General features: G+C 65.1%; 21 protein-coding genes. 12 read left to right on the top strand and 9 right to left on the bottom strand.

Annotated features, from left to right (window positions below; translation table 11 throughout):
- Positions 1-454: 454 nt before the first annotated feature.
- The gene (locus tag AC1DQ3_RS23470) at positions 455-850 is read left to right on the top strand and encodes a DUF488 domain-containing protein (protein WP_477122550.1); all 396 of its coding nucleotides are present in this window, start codon (positions 455-457) and stop codon (positions 848-850) included.
- 26 nt (positions 851-876) lie between these two features.
- Here the strand turns inward: AC1DQ3_RS23470 and AC1DQ3_RS23465 are convergent, their stop codons facing one another.
- Positions 877-1,047 (bottom strand): hypothetical protein, encoded by a 171-nt coding sequence (locus tag AC1DQ3_RS23465; protein WP_477122549.1) that lies wholly within the window; start codon positions 1,045-1,047, stop codon positions 877-879.
- 238 nt (positions 1,048-1,285) lie between these two features.
- Positions 1,286-2,044, bottom strand: coding sequence for a GntR family transcriptional regulator (locus AC1DQ3_RS23460; protein WP_477122548.1), 759 nt, complete (start codon positions 2,042-2,044; stop codon positions 1,286-1,288).
- Between the two features lie 293 nt (positions 2,045-2,337).
- Between AC1DQ3_RS23460 and AC1DQ3_RS23455 the strand changes: the two genes are divergently transcribed.
- Both AC1DQ3_RS23455 and AC1DQ3_RS23450 read left to right on the top strand, forming a co-directional pair.
- Positions 2,338-3,585 (top strand): nucleoside recognition domain-containing protein, encoded by a 1,248-nt coding sequence (locus AC1DQ3_RS23455; protein ID WP_477122547.1) that lies wholly within the window; start codon positions 2,338-2,340, stop codon positions 3,583-3,585.
- 617 nt (positions 3,586-4,202) lie between these two features.
- Positions 4,203-4,481, top strand: a complete 279-nt coding sequence (locus tag AC1DQ3_RS23450) for a DUF1488 family protein (RefSeq protein ID WP_477122546.1) — start codon at positions 4,203-4,205, stop codon at positions 4,479-4,481.
- Positions 4,482-4,635: 154 nt separating this feature from the next.
- On the opposite strand, the gene AC1DQ3_RS23445 is transcribed toward AC1DQ3_RS23450, so the two are convergent.
- Positions 4,636-5,442, bottom strand: coding sequence for a L,D-transpeptidase (locus tag AC1DQ3_RS23445; protein WP_477122545.1), 807 nt, complete (start codon positions 5,440-5,442; stop codon positions 4,636-4,638).
- A gap of 212 nt (positions 5,443-5,654) precedes the next feature.
- Here AC1DQ3_RS23445 and AC1DQ3_RS23440 point away from each other — a divergent pair, with 212 nt between their 5' ends.
- The 3 genes from AC1DQ3_RS23440 (at position 5,655) to AC1DQ3_RS23430 (ending at position 7,381) form a co-directional block, all read left to right on the top strand.
- Positions 5,655-5,804: a hypothetical protein gene (locus AC1DQ3_RS23440; protein ID WP_477122544.1), complete on the top strand. Its 150-nt coding sequence runs from the start codon at positions 5,655-5,657 to the stop codon at positions 5,802-5,804.
- A 117-nt stretch (positions 5,805-5,921) separates the two neighbouring features.
- On the top strand, positions 5,922-6,716 hold the full coding sequence (locus AC1DQ3_RS23435; RefSeq protein ID WP_477122543.1) for a DUF1835 domain-containing protein: 795 nt from the start codon (positions 5,922-5,924) through the stop codon (positions 6,714-6,716).
- Between the two features lie 20 nt (positions 6,717-6,736).
- Positions 6,737-7,381: a TetR/AcrR family transcriptional regulator gene (locus tag AC1DQ3_RS23430; RefSeq protein ID WP_477122542.1), complete on the top strand. Its 645-nt coding sequence runs from the start codon at positions 6,737-6,739 to the stop codon at positions 7,379-7,381.
- Between the two features lie 43 nt (positions 7,382-7,424).
- Here AC1DQ3_RS23430 and kefC read toward each other — a convergent pair whose 3' ends face one another.
- The gene (gene kefC / locus AC1DQ3_RS23425; protein ID WP_477122541.1) at positions 7,425-9,248 is read right to left on the bottom strand and encodes a glutathione-regulated potassium-efflux system protein KefC; all 1,824 of its coding nucleotides are present in this window, start codon (positions 9,246-9,248) and stop codon (positions 7,425-7,427) included.
- Between the two features lie 10 nt (positions 9,249-9,258).
- The gene (gene kefF, locus AC1DQ3_RS23420; protein ID WP_477122540.1) at positions 9,259-9,816 is read right to left on the bottom strand and encodes a glutathione-regulated potassium-efflux system oxidoreductase KefF; all 558 of its coding nucleotides are present in this window, start codon (positions 9,814-9,816) and stop codon (positions 9,259-9,261) included.
- A gap of 414 nt (positions 9,817-10,230) precedes the next feature.
- On the opposite strand from kefF, the gene AC1DQ3_RS23415 reads away from it, so the two are divergent.
- Positions 10,231-10,929, top strand: coding sequence for an N-acetyltransferase family protein (locus AC1DQ3_RS23415; protein WP_477122539.1), 699 nt, complete (start codon positions 10,231-10,233; stop codon positions 10,927-10,929).
- 102 nt (positions 10,930-11,031) lie between these two features.
- Here the strand turns inward: AC1DQ3_RS23415 and AC1DQ3_RS23410 are convergent, their stop codons facing one another.
- The 4 genes from AC1DQ3_RS23410 to AC1DQ3_RS23395 all read right to left on the bottom strand — a co-directional run bounded on the left by AC1DQ3_RS23410 (position 11,032) and on the right by AC1DQ3_RS23395 (position 13,610).
- Positions 11,032-11,523 carry an Lrp/AsnC family transcriptional regulator gene (locus tag AC1DQ3_RS23410; RefSeq protein WP_477122538.1) on the bottom strand — a complete coding sequence of 164 codons (492 nt, stop codon included), beginning with the start codon at positions 11,521-11,523 and terminating at the stop codon, positions 11,032-11,034.
- Between the two features lie 366 nt (positions 11,524-11,889).
- A complete protein-coding gene (locus tag AC1DQ3_RS23405; RefSeq protein WP_477122537.1) occupies positions 11,890-12,486 on the bottom strand; it encodes an EF-hand domain-containing protein in 597 nt (198 codons plus the stop codon).
- A 164-nt stretch (positions 12,487-12,650) separates the two neighbouring features.
- Positions 12,651-13,355, bottom strand: coding sequence for a hypothetical protein (locus tag AC1DQ3_RS23400; RefSeq protein WP_477122536.1), 705 nt, complete (start codon positions 13,353-13,355; stop codon positions 12,651-12,653).
- A 30-nt stretch (positions 13,356-13,385) separates the two neighbouring features.
- Complete coding sequence (locus AC1DQ3_RS23395) at positions 13,386-13,610, bottom strand: hypothetical protein (protein ID WP_477122535.1); 225 nt, start codon at positions 13,608-13,610, stop codon at positions 13,386-13,388.
- Between the two features lie 13 nt (positions 13,611-13,623).
- On the opposite strand from AC1DQ3_RS23395, the gene gspG reads away from it, so the two are divergent.
- Genes gspG through gspK form a run of 5 tightly spaced genes read left to right on the top strand, consistent with a single transcriptional unit; the run spans position 13,624 to position 16,837 of the window.
- Complete coding sequence (gspG, locus tag AC1DQ3_RS23390; protein WP_477122556.1) at positions 13,624-14,091, top strand: type II secretion system major pseudopilin GspG; 468 nt, start codon at positions 13,624-13,626, stop codon at positions 14,089-14,091.
- Positions 14,092-14,144: 53 nt separating this feature from the next.
- Positions 14,145-14,639, top strand: a complete 495-nt coding sequence (locus tag AC1DQ3_RS23385; protein ID WP_477122534.1) for a GspH/FimT family pseudopilin — start codon at positions 14,145-14,147, stop codon at positions 14,637-14,639.
- Positions 14,639-15,064 (top strand): type II secretion system minor pseudopilin GspI, encoded by a 426-nt coding sequence (gspI, locus tag AC1DQ3_RS23380; protein ID WP_477122533.1) that lies wholly within the window; start codon positions 14,639-14,641, stop codon positions 15,062-15,064. Before AC1DQ3_RS23385 ends, gspI begins: the two co-directional genes overlap by 1 nt.
- Positions 15,042-15,767: a PulJ/GspJ family protein gene (locus AC1DQ3_RS23375; RefSeq protein WP_477122532.1), complete on the top strand. Its 726-nt coding sequence runs from the start codon at positions 15,042-15,044 to the stop codon at positions 15,765-15,767. Before gspI ends, AC1DQ3_RS23375 begins: the two co-directional genes overlap by 23 nt.
- Positions 15,764-16,837, top strand: a complete 1,074-nt coding sequence (gene gspK / locus AC1DQ3_RS23370; RefSeq protein WP_477122531.1) for a type II secretion system minor pseudopilin GspK — start codon at positions 15,764-15,766, stop codon at positions 16,835-16,837. Before AC1DQ3_RS23375 ends, gspK begins: the two co-directional genes overlap by 4 nt.
- Positions 16,838-17,052 lie beyond the last annotated feature (215 nt).

Here is a 17,052-nt window from a genome sequence, read left to right as displayed (position 1 = left end):
GAAGCCTTCCGCATCCGCTATCAAGCGCCCACACTTATCGGTTGTTTGTTTGTTAAAGAACTTCACCCGGTTCGCTTTGCTTACCGCGTCGCTGCGTTGTCCGCAGCAGAGAAACGAGATTATGAAGCGCAATCCGCGTTTCGTCAACAGGTTTTTTGACTTCCGTTCGCCGCGCCTGCCGCGCCGCCAACCCCCCTGCCAACCCCCGCAACCCTTGCCCCGTCTGCGTTGCCGCCCGGTGTTCGTGTTGCGAGGGGGCGAACTATAAGGGACCCATTCGGTCCTGGCAAGGGTTTTCTGAAGTGATTTCTGTGTCGAGCCAAAAGCATGCGATGAAGCACAAATATGCGACTGCAGAGCGCCCCCCCCACGAGACTCTGACGGCACTCCTGGTCAGCAACCGCATGGTCAAGGCAATATATACATATAGCTATAGAACTAGGAGGAGATTGGCATGACCATCCGCATAGTGAGGCTGGGCTCGCCCAGGTTGCCTGACGAAGGCATTCGTATCGGCACCGTGCGCAGGCCGCCACGGGGCGTGCCGAAAGCCGAGTTCGCTACACGGGACTTCTACGATGTATGGTTTCCGAACTTGTCGCCGTCAGCCGAGCTGGTCTCGGAAGCCCTTGCCATCCAAGGGGAAGGGAGCGACAAGGCCTGGCGGGCATTCGAGCGTCAGTTCCGCGCGGAGATGGCTCGCCCCGAGGCAAGCCGTACGCTGGACCTGCTTGCCGCCATGTCACGGCAAACGAATTTCTCGCTGGGTTGCTACTGCGAGCATGAGGAGCGCTGCCACCGCTCTATCTTGCGTGGGCTGCTGGAGGCGCGGGGAGCCGAATTAGCTTAGAACGGCCCAAGGCCGCAGTGATGTGCTCAGACCACCTTATGGTCGCGCGCGTACTGGCGGCGGAAGAGCGATCGCAGGCCAGGCCATCGGATAGGCAAGAGTGGCGTGCAGTGACGCACAGCATCGCGCTGCGCATAGTGGGCCAGCAACTGCTTGCCAACCGACTGCCGGAAATAGGAGGGCGTCGGGTAGTCCATGGTCAATCCCTATTGTGGTTCATCAGGGTTGACAGTATACCAAATATTGGTGCGGTGCGTCATAACGGGGACGGGGCCGCCCCATTCCGGGGCAGTGCGCATCCTGCTTTACCATTTGGAATCAAGGAGTGGCTGGCGTCCGGCTCCGGCGGAACGACAACAGCACCAAATCGGCCAATCTCGTATACAAAATACGGAGGACCTTGTTCTGGCCGTGGCGGCCTATCGCGCAAAAACCCTAGCCGGCACCCGCGATGCCGCCCGCACGTTTGGCGGCACCCTCGAGGCCGCCGGTTTCGCCAGCGGCCATCTCTTCCGCTGCCTTTGCCGCGCTATAGACATGACGAGTCGCCAGCAACGCCGCCAGGTCGGCATCGCCGGCAATGACGGCCTGCAGAATCTGGGCGTGTTCTTCCCAGTTTTGCCGGGCGCGCACGACATTCGCCGGCGCGAACAGCAGGCCAGTTCGCTCCCTCAATGTACGCACCATATCCTGCAGCACACTATTGGCCGCGATATTGCCCAGCACCTCATGGAAGTGGGAGTTCAACTCGACGAAGCGGTCGGAGCGACCGCTGGCTGCAGCTTCAGTGCCCTGGCGCAGGACTTCGTTGAGTTCGGCAACCAGGGCTGGATCACGGCGCTGAGCAGCCAGCTTGGCGTTAAGGCCCTCCAGCGTGGCGCGTACTTCGACCATTTCCTTGGCGATATTCGGCGACAACGTCGCTACCGAGGCCCCGCGCCGCGGCTCGATGCGCACCAGGCCCTCGGCCGCCAGCGCACGCAGCGCTTCCCGCACAGGGATGCGCGAGACGCCCAGTTCGGTAGAAAGCTTGTTCTCGACCAGGCGCTCGCCCTGGCTATATTGCCCACCGAGGATGCGCTCGCGCAACGTATCGGTAACCAGGGCAAACAAAGGGGAATGCTGGGCGCCAAGGCTGGCGCCGGCGGAATCCGAACCAGGAAGAGCGTGTTCGGTACCAGGGGCGTCGGACATAGATTCTGGCTTGGGTCAGCAAGACACCGTCCCGGCTGAGGCGCGCAGGCAGTCCGTCACGGACGGTTGTCAAAGGGGTCAAGGGCCGCGACGCCATTCCGGAACGTTCACGGGGAAGGCAGCCGCAGTGGCAATGTCCACATTGTATACCGGCCCATCAACGTTTTTGCGCAACGGGACGCACCTGCACCCTCATCGCCCCACGCCGCGCGGTGGCTCAACTCGGGCGCCGGGCCCGGCAGGCTATGATGCGAGGGATCCACTCCTCCCAAACCCCCGTCTCTGATTCGCCCATGGTTCTGAACCTGGTCTGGCTCTCTTTCTTCCTGCTTGCCTTCGCCGTAGCCTGCATCCGCCTGGTGGCGGGCGATACCGCTGTGTTCCCAGCGATGCTGGCGAGCCTGTTCGACAATGCGCGCACCGCTTTCGAGATTTCGCTTGGCCTGGCTGGTGTCATGAGCCTGTGGCTGGGCATCATGCGTATCGGCGAGCGCGCAGGCGTAGTCGACGCTTTCGCGCGCGCGGTCAATCCGCTGCTGCGCCACTTCTTCCCCGGCGTTCCGCAGGGTCACCCGGCCCAGGGCGCGATGATGATGAATGTGTCGGCCAATATGCTTGGGCTGGACAATGCTGCGACTCCGCTCGGGCTCAACGCCATGCGCGAATTGCAGTCGCTCAATCCGCGCGCTGACACGGCCAGCAACGCGCAGATCATGTTCATCGTGCTGAACACGGCCGGGCTGACGTTGATCCCTACCTCGGTGATCGCCATGCGGCAGGCGATCGCCGTCAAGCAAGGCCTGACCGGATTCAATGCCGCCGACATCTTCCTGCCCACATTGCTCGCCACCTGTGTCTCTTGTGTGGCGGGGCTGCTGGCAGTGGCCTGGACGCAACGGCTCAACTTGCTCAAGCCCGCCGTGCTGGCCGCCCTCGGGCTACTGGCAACGGCCGTCGGCGGGCTATTCCTGTGGCTGCGACATGCGCCGCCGGAACAAGTAAGTAACGCCACCGCGCTCGCCGGCAGTGGCTTTATCCTGACACTGATCGTGGTCTTCCTGGTTTGCGGCGCGGTACGGGGCATCAATGTCTACGAGGCATTCGTCGACGGCGCCAAGGAAGGCTTTGGCGTGGCGGTACAGATCATTCCATACCTGGTAGCGATCCTGGTGGCGATCGGGCTGTTCCGGGTGACCGGGTGCATGGACGTTCTGATGAAAGGCCTGACCGCCGCCTTTGGCGCGTTGGGACTGGACACCGCGTTCGTCCCGGCCCTGCCGGTGGGACTGATGAAGATCCTGTCAGGGGCGGGCGCCCGCGGCCTGATGATCGACGTCATGACCACCTACGGGGTCGATTCCTTCCAGGGCAAGCTGGCCGCCATCATCCAGGGCTCGACGGAAACCACCTTCTATGTGCTGGCGGTGTACTTCGGCAGCGTCAATATCCGCAATACACGGCATGCGCTCGCTTGCGCCCTGTTCGCCGACCTCGTCGGACTGTGTGCAGCAGTAGGCATTGCGTACCTGTTTTTCCGCTGAAATGGGAACACGGCGCAGCCATTAGACCGACGACATATCCTCAAACCCTCAATGAAAAGAGAGCAAAAAGGCAATAAAGCGGGCTTGCAGGCCTATTATGTCACTATTCCGTTGCTTAGAAGCAACATGTTTGTGAGCCCAGACACGTTTACCCCATGCTTCGCTTGCTGCGTCGCAACAAACCGTATATAGTAGAGCCTGTCTCCTCCACCACCTCGGTGGATTCCAGCCCGCGCACGAAACTGCGCGGGTTTTTTTTGCCCTCGATTTGCCGGTAACCGCGGTTAGCCCTTGCTGCAGTGCGTCGCCGCCTGGATGGCAATTGTCTTCAGCCGGAGCACCTATTCCGTTCCGGATGCGCATCACGGGCGAACCAGATCGCACAAGCCCGGCGTGAAATACCGATTCCACAGCGCAATATTGCAATGCAACATTGCGTATCCTAGGGTCAATCTGGACTTGCCTTGCCTGGCTTGGCCGGCGGGCAAACAAGCCGTGACGACGAGCATCCGGCCCAGCCGGGTTGACTGCAATCAGGCTCCGGGCTCTGCGGCCTCACGAATCGGCATGATCACCTAGAATGGTGGCATCCCTCAGTGACCGATGTGAGGCACGCCATGCCCGAAATTTCCTTTCCCAGCAGCGTCCCCACCTACTGCGCGGCCAGTCTGACCCTGTCCTGCCCGGCTACCGTCGACGGTAAGCCCACTCTCTATTCGATCACGGCAGAGGCGCTCGAGACGCATTTCGGCGCCCGGTCCCCGCGCGAGGAAGATCTGGTACGGGCGTTCACCAGTCATCGGCAGCGCATCGAGCGTATTGCCGAAGGGTTGTTCGAGCTAACCCAGGCGCGCGAGATCCTGTTGCGCAGCGGGCATATCCGTTTCGCCGGCTGAACCCGGCCTTCCGTCGCCTGGCCACGCGGGCGCGCAGTAACTGGCGTCGGGTCGTAGTGGGCGAGTGGGCGACATCGAATCCTGTCTGGCCCCCGTCGACCGCATGCAAGGCCAGCACCTGCCATCCGTACCCAAAACCGTACCCGAGCCGGCATCACTGAGCCGACGCATGCCGCGCACTGGAGTCGACGATCACCAGATAGCGCCCGGGCCGTGCCACCGGCGTGCGGTCTTGCGTCAGGACCCAGAGCGAATCGCCGCGCCCGACGGCCGCGTCATAGTCGGCATCGATGAGCCCGAACCGGTCGATCAGGCGATTCATCGCAGCCGGTATGCGCACGCAGCCCTTGGACGCGGGATGCCCGAGGCGCGATTCCAGCCGGTCGGGATCGGTAGCATGCATCTGCAGCCGCATCTGGCTCTCGCCGCGCTTGCCCCATCCGCGCTCGGCATCGACCCAGCCAAAGTCATAGACGCGCATGCCACGCGCGCCGTAGCCYCGAATCCCATTCTCGTTGTAGGTACCCTCGGCGCGAAAATCCATGTTCTCCAGGCTATGGTCGAATACACCGACAGGCGTGATGAAGTGATCGAACGTGCCTGGCCTGCCAGTCGAGGTGGGCGCCGCGCCTACCCATTGCCAGGAGGCGCCGTCGCCGGCGCGCGCGAACAGCATGGCAGCCTGGATACGAGGATTGCGGTCGACCAGCACCACCCAGTCGCCGGCCTCGGCATCCCGCCCGTCGGCCTGCAGCGCAGATGCCAGCAGGCCGGCATACCGCGTCGCAGTGGCGGCCGGCAAATTCAGGTGACGCGGCACCTGCTGCGCGAATGCCTGGCGCACCGCGTTGAAATCACTGCTGGCAGCAGCCAGCGGCGCCAGGATCGAAATCAGAACCAGTAGCACCAGTAGCGCCAGTAGTGCCAGCAGCGAGGATCGGTGGCGACGAGCACGTTGCATGATTGCCTCCTTGCTCAAGGTCGCATGGACTGATATCGGACCGGCCCGATGCGGAAACGCGGCTAACCGGCTAACCGGCCCGCTATGCTCCATGACTCACATTGGCCAGGCGCCTTGCCTTGCCCGGGATCAAGTTCCGCCCAGGTACTGCAAACGCGCTTTTCGGGTACGAGAAGCGCCTGTCCCTGTCTATATAGACAGGAGAGCGGCCGGTGATTTCCAGACCGGCGAAAACACCCGCCCCAATTCATGGGCCGACCGTGCCGCCCCGCCTGCAAGCCAGCAGCGATACCGGACTCGCCGCGATCGCGGTCAAGCCCGTCAAGGAAGCGCGCTACTACCGCTCTCGCACGCGACGATGATGCAAGCGCACCCAAGCGCACGCGGCAGGGACGCAGCGCGGGCCAGCGCACGACCGATCCGGCACAGCCCTTGCGTTTCGTGCCTGAGGCAGGTCGCATCCATATACAATCACGGCCATGCAATACATCCATGTCGTCAATGGCGACGTAGCGGGCAACACGCTACAGCAAGCCCTCGCCCAGGCCGCCCGGCCCGACCCGGTCGTCGTGCTTCGGGACGACCTCGCGGTCGGGCCGATTGCTGACGTCGACAGCAGCGGACTCATCCGCTCCGGTTTCTGGCAGCGCGTGGCGCCCTATAGCGACATCGATTTCGCTGCCGAAATGCACCAGGCGCTCGACCAGTTGCACAAGCTGTGCAAGGACGAGCAGGAAGTCGCCATCTGGCATGGCCAGAGCGCATCCGACCAGCTGATGCTGCGCCGGGTGGTGTTCCACCTCTACCAGTCGCCCCAGCGCATCAATGAAGTGGCGATGGACCTGCGCGAGCTGGAAGTCCCTGCGCGCGGCAACCTGGCCGCCATCGGCATGTATCCCGCGGCTCGCCTGGCGCGGCGCTTCTCCACCATTGCACCGGTCTCCGTGCTGCGGCTGGGCCGCCTGGGCTACGAGTGGCAACAGAACGTCAAGGAAAACGCCGACGTGCGCCTGTGGAAGGGCAACACGCTGGTGCCCGCGGCTTACCACACGGTCGATGAAGTGATTCTGGAGCGCGCACCGCTGGAATGGGCGCCGGCTGCCCAAGTGGTGGGCGGCGTGATGGGTGCCATCGAGGGCCTGCTGGCCAGCGACTGGTTTGTATTCTGGCGCTGCCGCGAACTGATCGGTGCCGGCCAGCTTGTGCTGCGCGGCAATGCCGAGTCGCTGCAGACCTGCGAGCTGCGCCGCAACCTGTCTGCCGGTGGCGAATAAAAGAAAAAGCAAACGTCTCCATGGCCCGTACCAAGGCACCCGATTTCGAGGCGCAGCGCGAGCAGATTCTGGACCTGGCCGCCGCCGCTTTTGCCTCCAGCAGCTACCCCAGCACCTCGATGGCCGACCTGGCCGCTGCCTGCGGCACCTCCAAGGCCCGGCTCTATCACTACTATGAGAGCAAGGAAGCGATCCTGTTCGACCTGCTCGACCGCTACACGCGCCGGCTGATGCTGATCGTGACCGAAGTCGAAGCCGAGGCGGAGCGCCAGGGGCGCAGCGAGCAGGAAAGCTTTGCCAACCTGATCCGGGCCTTCCTGGCCGAGTACGAAACCTCGCAGACCCGGCACGTCGCCCTGATCAACGACGTCAAGTTCCTCGCCGAGGAGCAGCGCGACCAGATCCTCAAGCGCGAGCGCGACGTGGTAGCCGCCTTCTCGCGCCAGCTGCGCCGGGCCTACCCGGAGCGCGTCAACCGCGACAACCAGGCGGCGCTGACGATGACGGTGTTCGGCATGATCAACTGGACCTTCACCTGGCTCAAGCCGGGCGGCAAGCTGTCGTACGCGGAGTTTGCCGAGATGGTGATCGACCTGCTGGCGGGCGGATTGCCGGGCACGCATGCCGCCGCAGCGCCGCCCAGGCAGTTTGGAAGCGCCACGTAAGGCACACGGATAGAAACAGGCGCCCGGGCGACGCCCAGTTGCCTCAGGACCAGTCTTCCTCCTCCTTGCGGCGGCGCTGGTCACGATCCTGCCGGAACATTTCCTCCAGTTCGTCGCGTGCCTGGCGCGCCAGCGAGACCAGCTTTTTCTGATCGGTGTAATGCGGGTAGAAGCGCTCGATCGCCTTGATATTGTGGCGGCGGAACTTGAGGGCGACCGAGCGCGCCTGCGTGGGATCGTAGCCCAGCCCTTCCAGCACGCGGCGTCCCAGCATCAGCGATCCTTCGAAGAGCTCGCGCTCGAACAGGTTCACCCCGCGGTCCTTGAGCAGATAGATGTGCGACACATGGCGCGCCCGCGCATAGATCTGCAGGTGCGGGAAGCGCGCGCGCACATTGTCGATCAGCGCCAGGCTGTCTTCCATCCCGTCGATGGCCACCACAAGGATGCGCGCCCGTTGTGCGCCGGCGGATTCGAGCAGGTCCATGCGGGTGGCGTCGCCGTAGAAGACCTTGAAGCCGTATTGGCGCAGGAACTCGATCTGGTCGGGATCGTGGTCCAGCACGGTCACGCCAAGCCCCTGGGCATAGAGCAAGCGGCCGATGATCTGGCCAAAGCGGCCGAAGCCGGCAATCAGCACTGGGTTGTCCTGCGGCCCGATCACGTCGTCCGGACGGCGCGCCAGCCGGGCCAGGTGCGGTGCCACCAGCCGGTCGTAGGCAAGCAGGAGCAGCGGCGTGGCCACCATCGACAGCGCCACCACCAGCACCAGCAGCGCCTCGGTACGCTCCGGCAGCAGGCCCGCGCCTCCCGCCACGCCAAACACCACGAAGGCGAATTCTCCGCCCTGCGAGATCAGCAGCGCGAACAGCAGCCACTGGCCGCGCGCAATGCCGAAGCGCGGCGCCAGCAGGGCCAGCACCACCGTCTTGAACAGCACGACGCCAATTACCAGGGCCGCCACCTGTCCCGGCGCCTGCATCAGCACGCCGAAATCGATCGACATGCCGACCGCCATGAAGAACAGGCCCAGCAGCAAACCCTTGAACGGCTCCAGGTCGACCTCCAGTGCGTGGCGATATTCGGAGTCCGCCAGCAGCACGCCGGCCAGGAAGGTGCCCAGCGCCATCGACAGTCCCACCGCGTCCATCATCAGCGCGATGCCCACCACCAGCAGCAGCGCGAAGGCGGTGAACATTTCGCGCATATCAGTGCGCGCGATGAAGCGCAGCGCGGGACGAACCAGATAGCGCCCGCCCACCACCACGGCGCCGATCACCCCGACCGCCTTGGCCGCCCCTAGCCATCCGGACGCGCCGGACGTCCCGGCTGCGCCAGCCTCGGCACCGCCCGCCGCGAGCAGCGGCAACAGCGCGATCATCGGGATCGCGGCGATGTCCTGGAACAGCAGGATGCCGAAACTGGCCGAGCCCGCTGGGGTACCGAACAGGTTGCGCTCGGCCAGCGTGGCCAGCGCGATCGCGGTGGACGACAGCGCCAGCCCCAGGCCCGCCACCAGCGCCACCTGCCAAGGCGCGCCGACCAGCGCCGCGACGCCACCGACCAGGATGGCGCAGGTTGCCATCTGGGCGCCGCCATAGCCAAAGATGACCCGGCGCAGCTCCCACAGCTTCCTGGGCTCCAGCTCCAGGCCGATCACGAACATCATCAGCACCACGCCGAACTCGGAGAAATGCAGGATGGATTCGACATTGGTGACCAGCCGCAGCGCCCACGGACCGATCGCGACGCCCGCCAGCAGGTAACCAAGCACGGCGCCAAGGCCGAACCGGCGCGCCACCGGCACCGCCACCACGGCGGCGATCAGGAAGACCACCAGCGCCACCAGGAAATCGTGCTGATCCATGGCGGGCTCCTCAGCTTGCGGCGACGCGCGCGGCGCCGCCCAGCAGGCTGGACACCCGGCCGATATGATCGGACAGCGCCTGGCCATCCACCTGGTTGGCCTCATGCAGAATCAGTGGCGGCAGCCAGCACATGCCGCACAGCATGGCGGTCTGCTCCAGAGGCAGCATGTACTCCTCGATGCCGTGGCCATGCGCGCCGTCGGCGCCATACGAGTCGGCATGGCCGCCGGTGCTGGCCAGCACCAGGAAGGACTTGCCCCGCAACGCCGTGCCTCCCGGGCCAAAGGCCCAGCCGCTCTCCAGGACGTCGTCCAGCCACAGCTTGAGCAGGGCCGGCACGCTATACCACTGCACCGGGAACTGCAGCACCAGGGTACCGGCCCGCGCCAGCGCGCGCTGCTCCGCAACCACATCGATGTCGTAGTCGGTGTAGCTGGTGTAGAGGTCATGCACGGTGACGTCCGGCATGGCTTCCAGCGCTGTCGCCAGGGGACGATTGACGCGCGACAGATGCGGCCTGGGATGGGCGTAGATGACGAGAATCGGAGGCTCTGCCTTGGGATCCACAAAAAATCCTGAAAAACGTGCGGCGAAACGATGGCCATGCAGCTACAAGGCCGCATGAGTCACTAATTGATGCGGACAACCCAGCCTGACGCGCCAGTTCCAGGCCTCGGGAGCGCTCGACGGCAGGGCAAAAGTGGATGCTGCGTTGCAGCATAGCCACAACAGCAAGCCGGAATCACTCGCCGGGCATCACCATAACCCATTGATTTACATGAATTTGTATGAAATTTACAAAATCGTACAAGCTTCGCCCGGCGTCAGCCTTACGCGAGACTGACAATTCCTCTACAATACTTTTTGCACTGCAGCAAGATAGTGTTTGCCCTTGGCCCTGGCGGAACCTGCCGAAAGTGCATGGGCGAACACCCGCTGATTGCTATTTTTATACGTGAATACGTCGCAAGGGAAAACAAAGTGAATCCGCTCGAACTGAGCAAGGCCGTCGGGGCCGTATCCGACGAAGATATCCGCCGTGCAGCCGCAGCCGCGCAGGCCTCGCATCGCCCCACCACCCTGGTGCGCGAGCTGGCAGCGCATCACCGCTCGCGCCTGCTCAAGCATTTCCTCGCCCTGGGCGAGGAGGATCGCCTGCTCCGTTTTGGCCAGTCTGTCGGTAACCATGTCATCGAAGCCTATGTCGACAGCATCGATTTCGACCACGACACCGTGTTTGGCGTCTACGACGAACACCTGGAGCTGATTGGCGTGGGTCACTTTGCCAACCTGCGCGACAACGCCCAGGGTCGCGTGGCCGAGTTCGGCGTATCGGTATCGCAAAGCGCCCGCGGCCGCGGCATCGGCAGCGCGCTGTTCGAGCGTGCCGCCATGCACGGCCGCAACAGCAATGTGCGCACCCTGTACATGCACTGCCTGTCCCGCAATGCGGCCATGATGCATATCGCCAAGAAGGCCGGCATGAAGGTCCAGTACGCCTACGGCGAGGCCGACGCCTACCTGGAACTGCCGCCCGCCGATACGATCAGCCGCCTGACCGAGGCGCTTGACGAGCAGGTGGCCGACCTCGACTACATGATGCGTCGCAATCTGCGCGATGCGCGCCGTTTCGGCCTGCGCTTCTGGCGGTCGATGCTGCCGCAAAAGCGCACCGCTTAAGTCGCGCCGCACCTGCGGTACCAACCGGCAAGGTTCAAATTTCAGATGGCGCGCCCGCCCGGCGCGCCAATTTTCATTGGGGCCCGGCAACCGCGGCATGCGTCAGCCGCCCGGCACCGGCAGGGCAGTGGTGTCCTTGATGCATTCGAGCGCAAAACTCGAGCGCACGTCGATCACGGCGGGATGGGCCAGCAGTTCGTCCTTCATGAAGCGGGCGAAGTGCTCCATGTCTTCCACGTAGACCTTGAGCAGCAGATCCATCTCCCCCGTCATGGCGTGGCAGGCGGCCACCTCCGGCCAGATGGCGATGGAGGCGCGGAACAGGTCCAGCGGCGCCTTGCCCTTGGGCGCCCCGCCGTGCTTCTCCAGCCGTACATTGATATAGGCCAGCAGCCCCAGCCCGATCCTGCCGGGCTCCAGCAGCGCCGCGTACAGGCGGATCACGCCGATCTCCTCCAGCCGGCGGATACGCCGCAAGCAGGGGCTGGGCGACAGGTTCACGCGCTCGGCCACTTCCAGATTGGTCAACCTCCCGTTGGTCTGCAGCACCTCCAGGATCTTCCTGTCGATCTTGTCCAGTTCCACCTTGCTCACGATATTGTTGCTCCGCAATATATTTGTCGGCAATTTTTTTGCGCAAATTTAGCAAATCGGGCACAAATACGCAATTTTTTGTGGCTGACCCGGCCGTACCTCCGCCTGCATCGACGTGCGCGATCGTCCCTCGGGTGCAAGATGCTGCCTCCGCGCACCGGAACCGGGCACTTGGCGCTTCGATGACAAACACGGCCCGGTCGAATTGAACGCGTGGACCGGCAGGAGCATCGCTGGTCCGCCGATCCCATCCGGCCGACCGTTGGGAAGGCAAGGATGGTGCCAACGCCAGCCCAAAGGAAAAGGCGCGGCCTGATGGGCCGCGCCTTTTCCTTGCACACGGCGCAATGCGCCGTGGTTGCTGACTTAGCCGCCGCTGCCCGAAGGTGCCGCCGGGTTGGGCTGGTTATTGCGTGGCATGCGCTGCATCCGCTGGTCATGCATCTTCTTCATGCCGGCGCGGATCTCGTCCATCGTCACCTTGCCGTCGTGGTTGGTGTCGAGCTGGTCGAAGTGCTTGGCCAGGTCAGGCATGCCGGCTTGCATTTCCGCCTTGGTCAACGCGCCGTCGCCATTCTTGTCGGCTGCCTTGAAGCGCGCCTCGAACTCAGCCTGCATCTCGGCCCGGCGCTGCTCCCACATCGCCTTGTGATAGGCGGCCAGTTCGTTCTTGTCGATCTTGCCATCGTGATTGGTGTCGATCTTGTTGAACAGCGCGTCGGCTTCGGCTTTGGAGATCGTCCCGTCGCCATCGGTATCAACCGATTTGAACCACGACATGCCGCCATCGCGGCCGCCCATATGATGGTGCATGCCGCCTTCCATGCCGGGTGCGGGCGCTGCTGGCGCGGCAGCGGTCTGGGCGAAAGCCGTGCCGCCGATCGCCAGGAACACCGCCGAAGCGGCCATGAAATTCCGGATCGAACGCGTCTTGAGGTTGCCCGTCTTGAGATTGCCTTGCATGTCTTTGCTCCTTTTTCGTCTCGGTGGACTGGTAAGGATTAGAGCGCATGGTTGGCCGGAAAGTTGGTCCAGCTAATACGTTGTTACGCAGGTCACAGTTGGGCGGCGCCAGCGTAAGCCACTGAAAGTAACGGTAAAAAAAGTCGGCATGCCGCCGTTACAAGTCAGTCCTTAGGGCTAGCCGGCTCATTGTCGCTGGCACCCTGCTGGGATTGCGGCGGCGGTGCGGCAGCAGGCGTGGCAGCAGGCGTGGCCGGCTCGGGCATCGGCGTGGATGGCGGCGCGGCGGCACCGGAGGGCGGCGCCGGCTGCGAGCGTCCTGCCGGCCCGCGCCTGACGAAGGCCGGCACCTGCGTCGGCGTGGATAGCGGCGCCCCGGCACCGGAGGGCGGCGTCGGCTGCGCGTTTCCTGCCGGCCCGTGCGTGACGATGGCCGGCACCGGCAGCGCAATTTCCTGGCGTACGCCGTTGCGTTCGATCACAACAGCACGGTCGCGGACTTCCGCGAGCCGGATCTGCGACGACAGCGCCGTGCCCGCGCGTACCGCCTTGGGAGGACCACCGTCGAGCGAGAGGATGGCCGCGCCGGCACCGCTGCCGATATCGGCTACCACCCCGATCACCTGCACATTGCGCACACCGGACTGCGCGCTGCCGCCGAACAGCGTGCCGGCCGCGCCGGTCTCCACCGCCTCGGTCTGCGCCACGCGCGCGGCGCGCGGCACGGGAATGGTCTTCATTGCACTGAAGGTGAGCGCCCAGCGGGTCGCGAGGGCGCACAGCGCGACGAACAGCACCAGCCCGGCCAGCCGTGGCAGCCACGGGGCGGAGGGGTTGAAGCGAAGGGCGGGCCGCAGGGATAGTTGCACGGAAGTAGGCTGGGCGTGAAAACACCAAGCCTACCAGAGCCGCATGGCAAATGTCTGCGCCAAGCTGGCCCGCGCCACGTCATCCCGGCGCAGCGCAGTGGCGCCGTCCGCTGTGTCCTCCGTCGTTTTAGTGTATGTGCACATGCAGGCACTCGCCCACAAAGACGTCATGAACGGGCGGTTATACTGTCTGAACAACTGGATCGCCGCCACGCACAAGAACAGCAGGTGCAGGCGCTCCACCAGAGATTCCATAAGGCTAACCATGATGCGCAGGCTCGTTGCCAACTTTTCCGACTCTTCCCCCCGCCTCGGCCGTCGTCGCGCCCGGGGTTTTACCCTGATCGAAATCATGGTCGTGATCGTGATCCTCGGCGTGCTGGCCGCGCTGGTGGTCCCGAAGCTCATGAGCCGCCCCGATGAAGCCCGTATCGTCGCCGCGCGCCAGGACATCTCCTCGATCATGCAGGCGCTCAAGCTCTACCGCCTCGACAACAGCCGCTACCCCACCACCGAGCAAGGCCTTGCCGCGCTGGTGGCCAAGCCCACCATCGAGCCGGTTCCGAACAACTGGAAAGGCGGCGGCTACCTGGAGAAGCTGCCCAAGGATCCCTGGGGCCATCCCTACCAGTACCTGAACCCCGGCGTGCGCGGCGAGATCGACGTGTTCAGCTTCGGCGCCGACGGCCAGCCCGGTGGTGCCGGCAACGACGCCGATATCGGCAACTGGGAATAGGGAAGCACCGCCATGAGGGAAGCACCGCCATGATCCGGGCCGGGCGCGCAGCCATGGGCACCTGGCCACAGGCGCGGCGGCCTTACGGCCATCGCGGCCGCCTGGGCTTCACCTTGCTCGAGCTGCTGGTGGTGATGGTGATCGCCGGCATCGTGATCTCGCTGGTGGCGGTCAACGCCTCGCCCAATGAGCGCGGCCGCGTGCTCGACGACGGACAGCGGGTCGCGCGGCTGTTTGAACTGGCGCAGGAAGAAGCCCAGTTGCGCGCCCGGCCGATCGCCTGGGAGGCCGATACGGGTGGCTGGCGTTTCCTGCAAGCCACGCCCGCCGGCTGGATCCCGCTGACCGATGTATTCGCGCCTACCAAATGGCGCTTGCCGCTGGACAGCGTGGCAGTGACCGAAGGCGGCAGCAGCAGCACCGGAGCGCGCCTGGTGTTCGGGCGGGAACTGATCGACGGCCCCCAGCACGTGGTGCTGGTGCGCGGCGATATCCGCATCGACGTGGCCGCCGACGGAACCGGCCGCTACTTCGCCAGCACGCCGTGATGCGCCGATCGCCGTCCTTCCCGCTTTTCCGCAAGCGCCGGAGTTCGCCTGCGCGCGGCTTCACGCTGATCGAGGTACTGGTCGCCCTGACCATCCTGGCCGTGGCGCTGACCGCCGCCATGCGTGCGATGGGATCGATGATCGAGGCCGGCTCCGCCTTGCAGACCCGCATGCTGGCCGAGTGGAGCGCCGAAAACCACCTCGCCACGCTGCGCCTGTCCAAGACCTGGCCGGAGCCCGGCACGCGCGGCTACGCCTGCCCGCAGGGCGGCGTCGCGCTGTATTGCGAGGAAACCATCTCGGGTACGCCCAACCCGTCTTTCCGCCGCGTCGAGATTGCGGTCTACCCGTCCGGCGCCGACAAATCCGTGCGCCTGGCCTGGCTCGTCACCATCGTCCCCAATGAAACGCGCAACCTGCTCTAGACGGCTAGCCACGCACGGCTTCACGCTGCTGGAAATGCTGGTGGCCATCACCCTGCTCGCGGTCATCGCGGTGATCGCCTGGCGCGCGCTGGATGCGATGACGCGCAGCCGCGAACGGCTGACCGACCACGACAACCGCCTCAATACGCTCAAGCTGCTGTACGGCCAGTTCCAGTCGGACTGCGAGCACCTGACCAGCCCGTCACTGTTGCAGGCCAGCCCGGTCGAACTTGGCAATGGCCAGGTACTGATGGTGCGCGACCGCCGTGATGAAGGCCGCCCCGCGCAGTGGCAGGTGGTGGTCTACCGGCTCAATGGCAATACCGTGGTGCGGGCGGCCAGCCCGCCGGTGGACAACCGCAACGCGGTGCAGGCCGCGATGGTTTCGCTGCGCCAGGCCGACGGCGGCGCCAACCTGGCGCGGGCCCTCGTCGGCGACGCCGACAGCCTGTCGGCGCGTGCGTGGATCGAGCCCGGCGGCTGGCAGACCGAGAACGGCCGCATCGCCGCGGCCCTGCTCAGCGGCAGTGCCAGTGCCGCCGGTGCGGGTGCCGGCGCCAGCGCGGCCGCTGCCTCGGGCGTGAGCGCCGGCGTGGGCGTGGCCACCACGGTGGTGCGCGCGATCGAGCTCAACCTCACGGCGCGCATGGGCGACGGCGACGCGCCGCGGCACTTCCAGAAGATCTGCATGACCGGCCTATGAGCAAGCGCCCCCGCCCTCTCCCGCCCGCGCGGCCGGCACGCCCCCGCCGCCCCGCGCCCCTCGCGCTGGCAACGCGCCGCCAGCGCGGCGCCGCCGTGGTGACCGCGCTCCTGGTGGTGACGCTGGCGGTCGTGGTGGTATCCGGCATGCTGTGGCGCCAACAGGTACAGATCCGCTCAATCGAGAACCAGCGCCTGCTGGCCCAGGCAAGCTGGATCGAGCGCGCGGCCGTCGACTGGGCCCGCCTGATCCTGCGCGACGACCAGCGCCGCACCAGTGTGGACCAGTTGGGCGAGCCCTGGGCGGTTCCGATCGCCGAAACCCGCCTGTCGGACTTCCTGGGCGCCGCGCTGCGTACCGACCAGGAGGGCGAGACCTCCTTCCTGTCGGGCCGCATCGTCGATGCCCAGGCCCGCTTCAACCTCGCCAACCTGGTGCAATGGACAGCCAGCGAAACGCAAGGCCAGGTCTTCACCATCGACACCGCCAGCCTGGCGGCCTATCGCCGCCTGCTGCAGACACTGGGCCTGAACGCGTCGCTGGCCGAGCCAACCGCGCGCTACCTGCTGAGCGCTGCCGCAGGCAGCAATGGCAATAGCAGCGACAGCCAGCGCGGACAGCGCCCGCCCGATGACGTCAACGACCTGCTCGCCATCCCGGGCTACACGCCGGAGGTCGTGGCCACGCTGGCGTCTTTCGTCGACGTGCTGCCTGAGCCCACGCTGGTCAATGCCAATACCGCCGACGCCGAAGTACTGTCCGCCGTGATCGACAAGCTGCCGCTGGACCGCGCCCGCGAACTGGTGCGCCAGCGCGACCGGGCCTACTTCAACAATCTCGGCGACTTGCAGACGCAGCTGCGCACGCTGGCACCGCAGGCCGACCTGAGCACCGCCAGCAGCGCGCTCGACGTGCGCACCCATTATTTCCTCATCTACGGGCTGATCCGCCACGAGCGCGCCAGCCGCATGCAGGTCTCGCTGGTCTATCGCGGCGATGTGCTGGGCAACGCCAACACCACACGGGTGGTCTGGGTGCGCGATATCGATCGCATGCCCGAACAGCGCTGAGACGGGTACGCCGCCAGTAACGCGGCGAAGGGTCCAAGCGGCCCCGGAGGCACCTGCCCGCGCGCGTTCCGAGCGTTAGGCAACGCAGACAGACAGATACGTGTTGACGCCAATTGGTCACACAGGCAAGGTATGCTCAGGCCCCCGGCGGAAGGGGAGTCATGGGCACTTGCACCCCGCCTGCGCCATAGCGCACCATAGCGCCGGCAGTCACG

This window comes from Cupriavidus sp. 01T418, from assembly GCF_056398885.1.
Note: the sequence above shows the minus strand (reverse complement) of the source record. Positions and strands in the feature narration are given on the sequence as shown.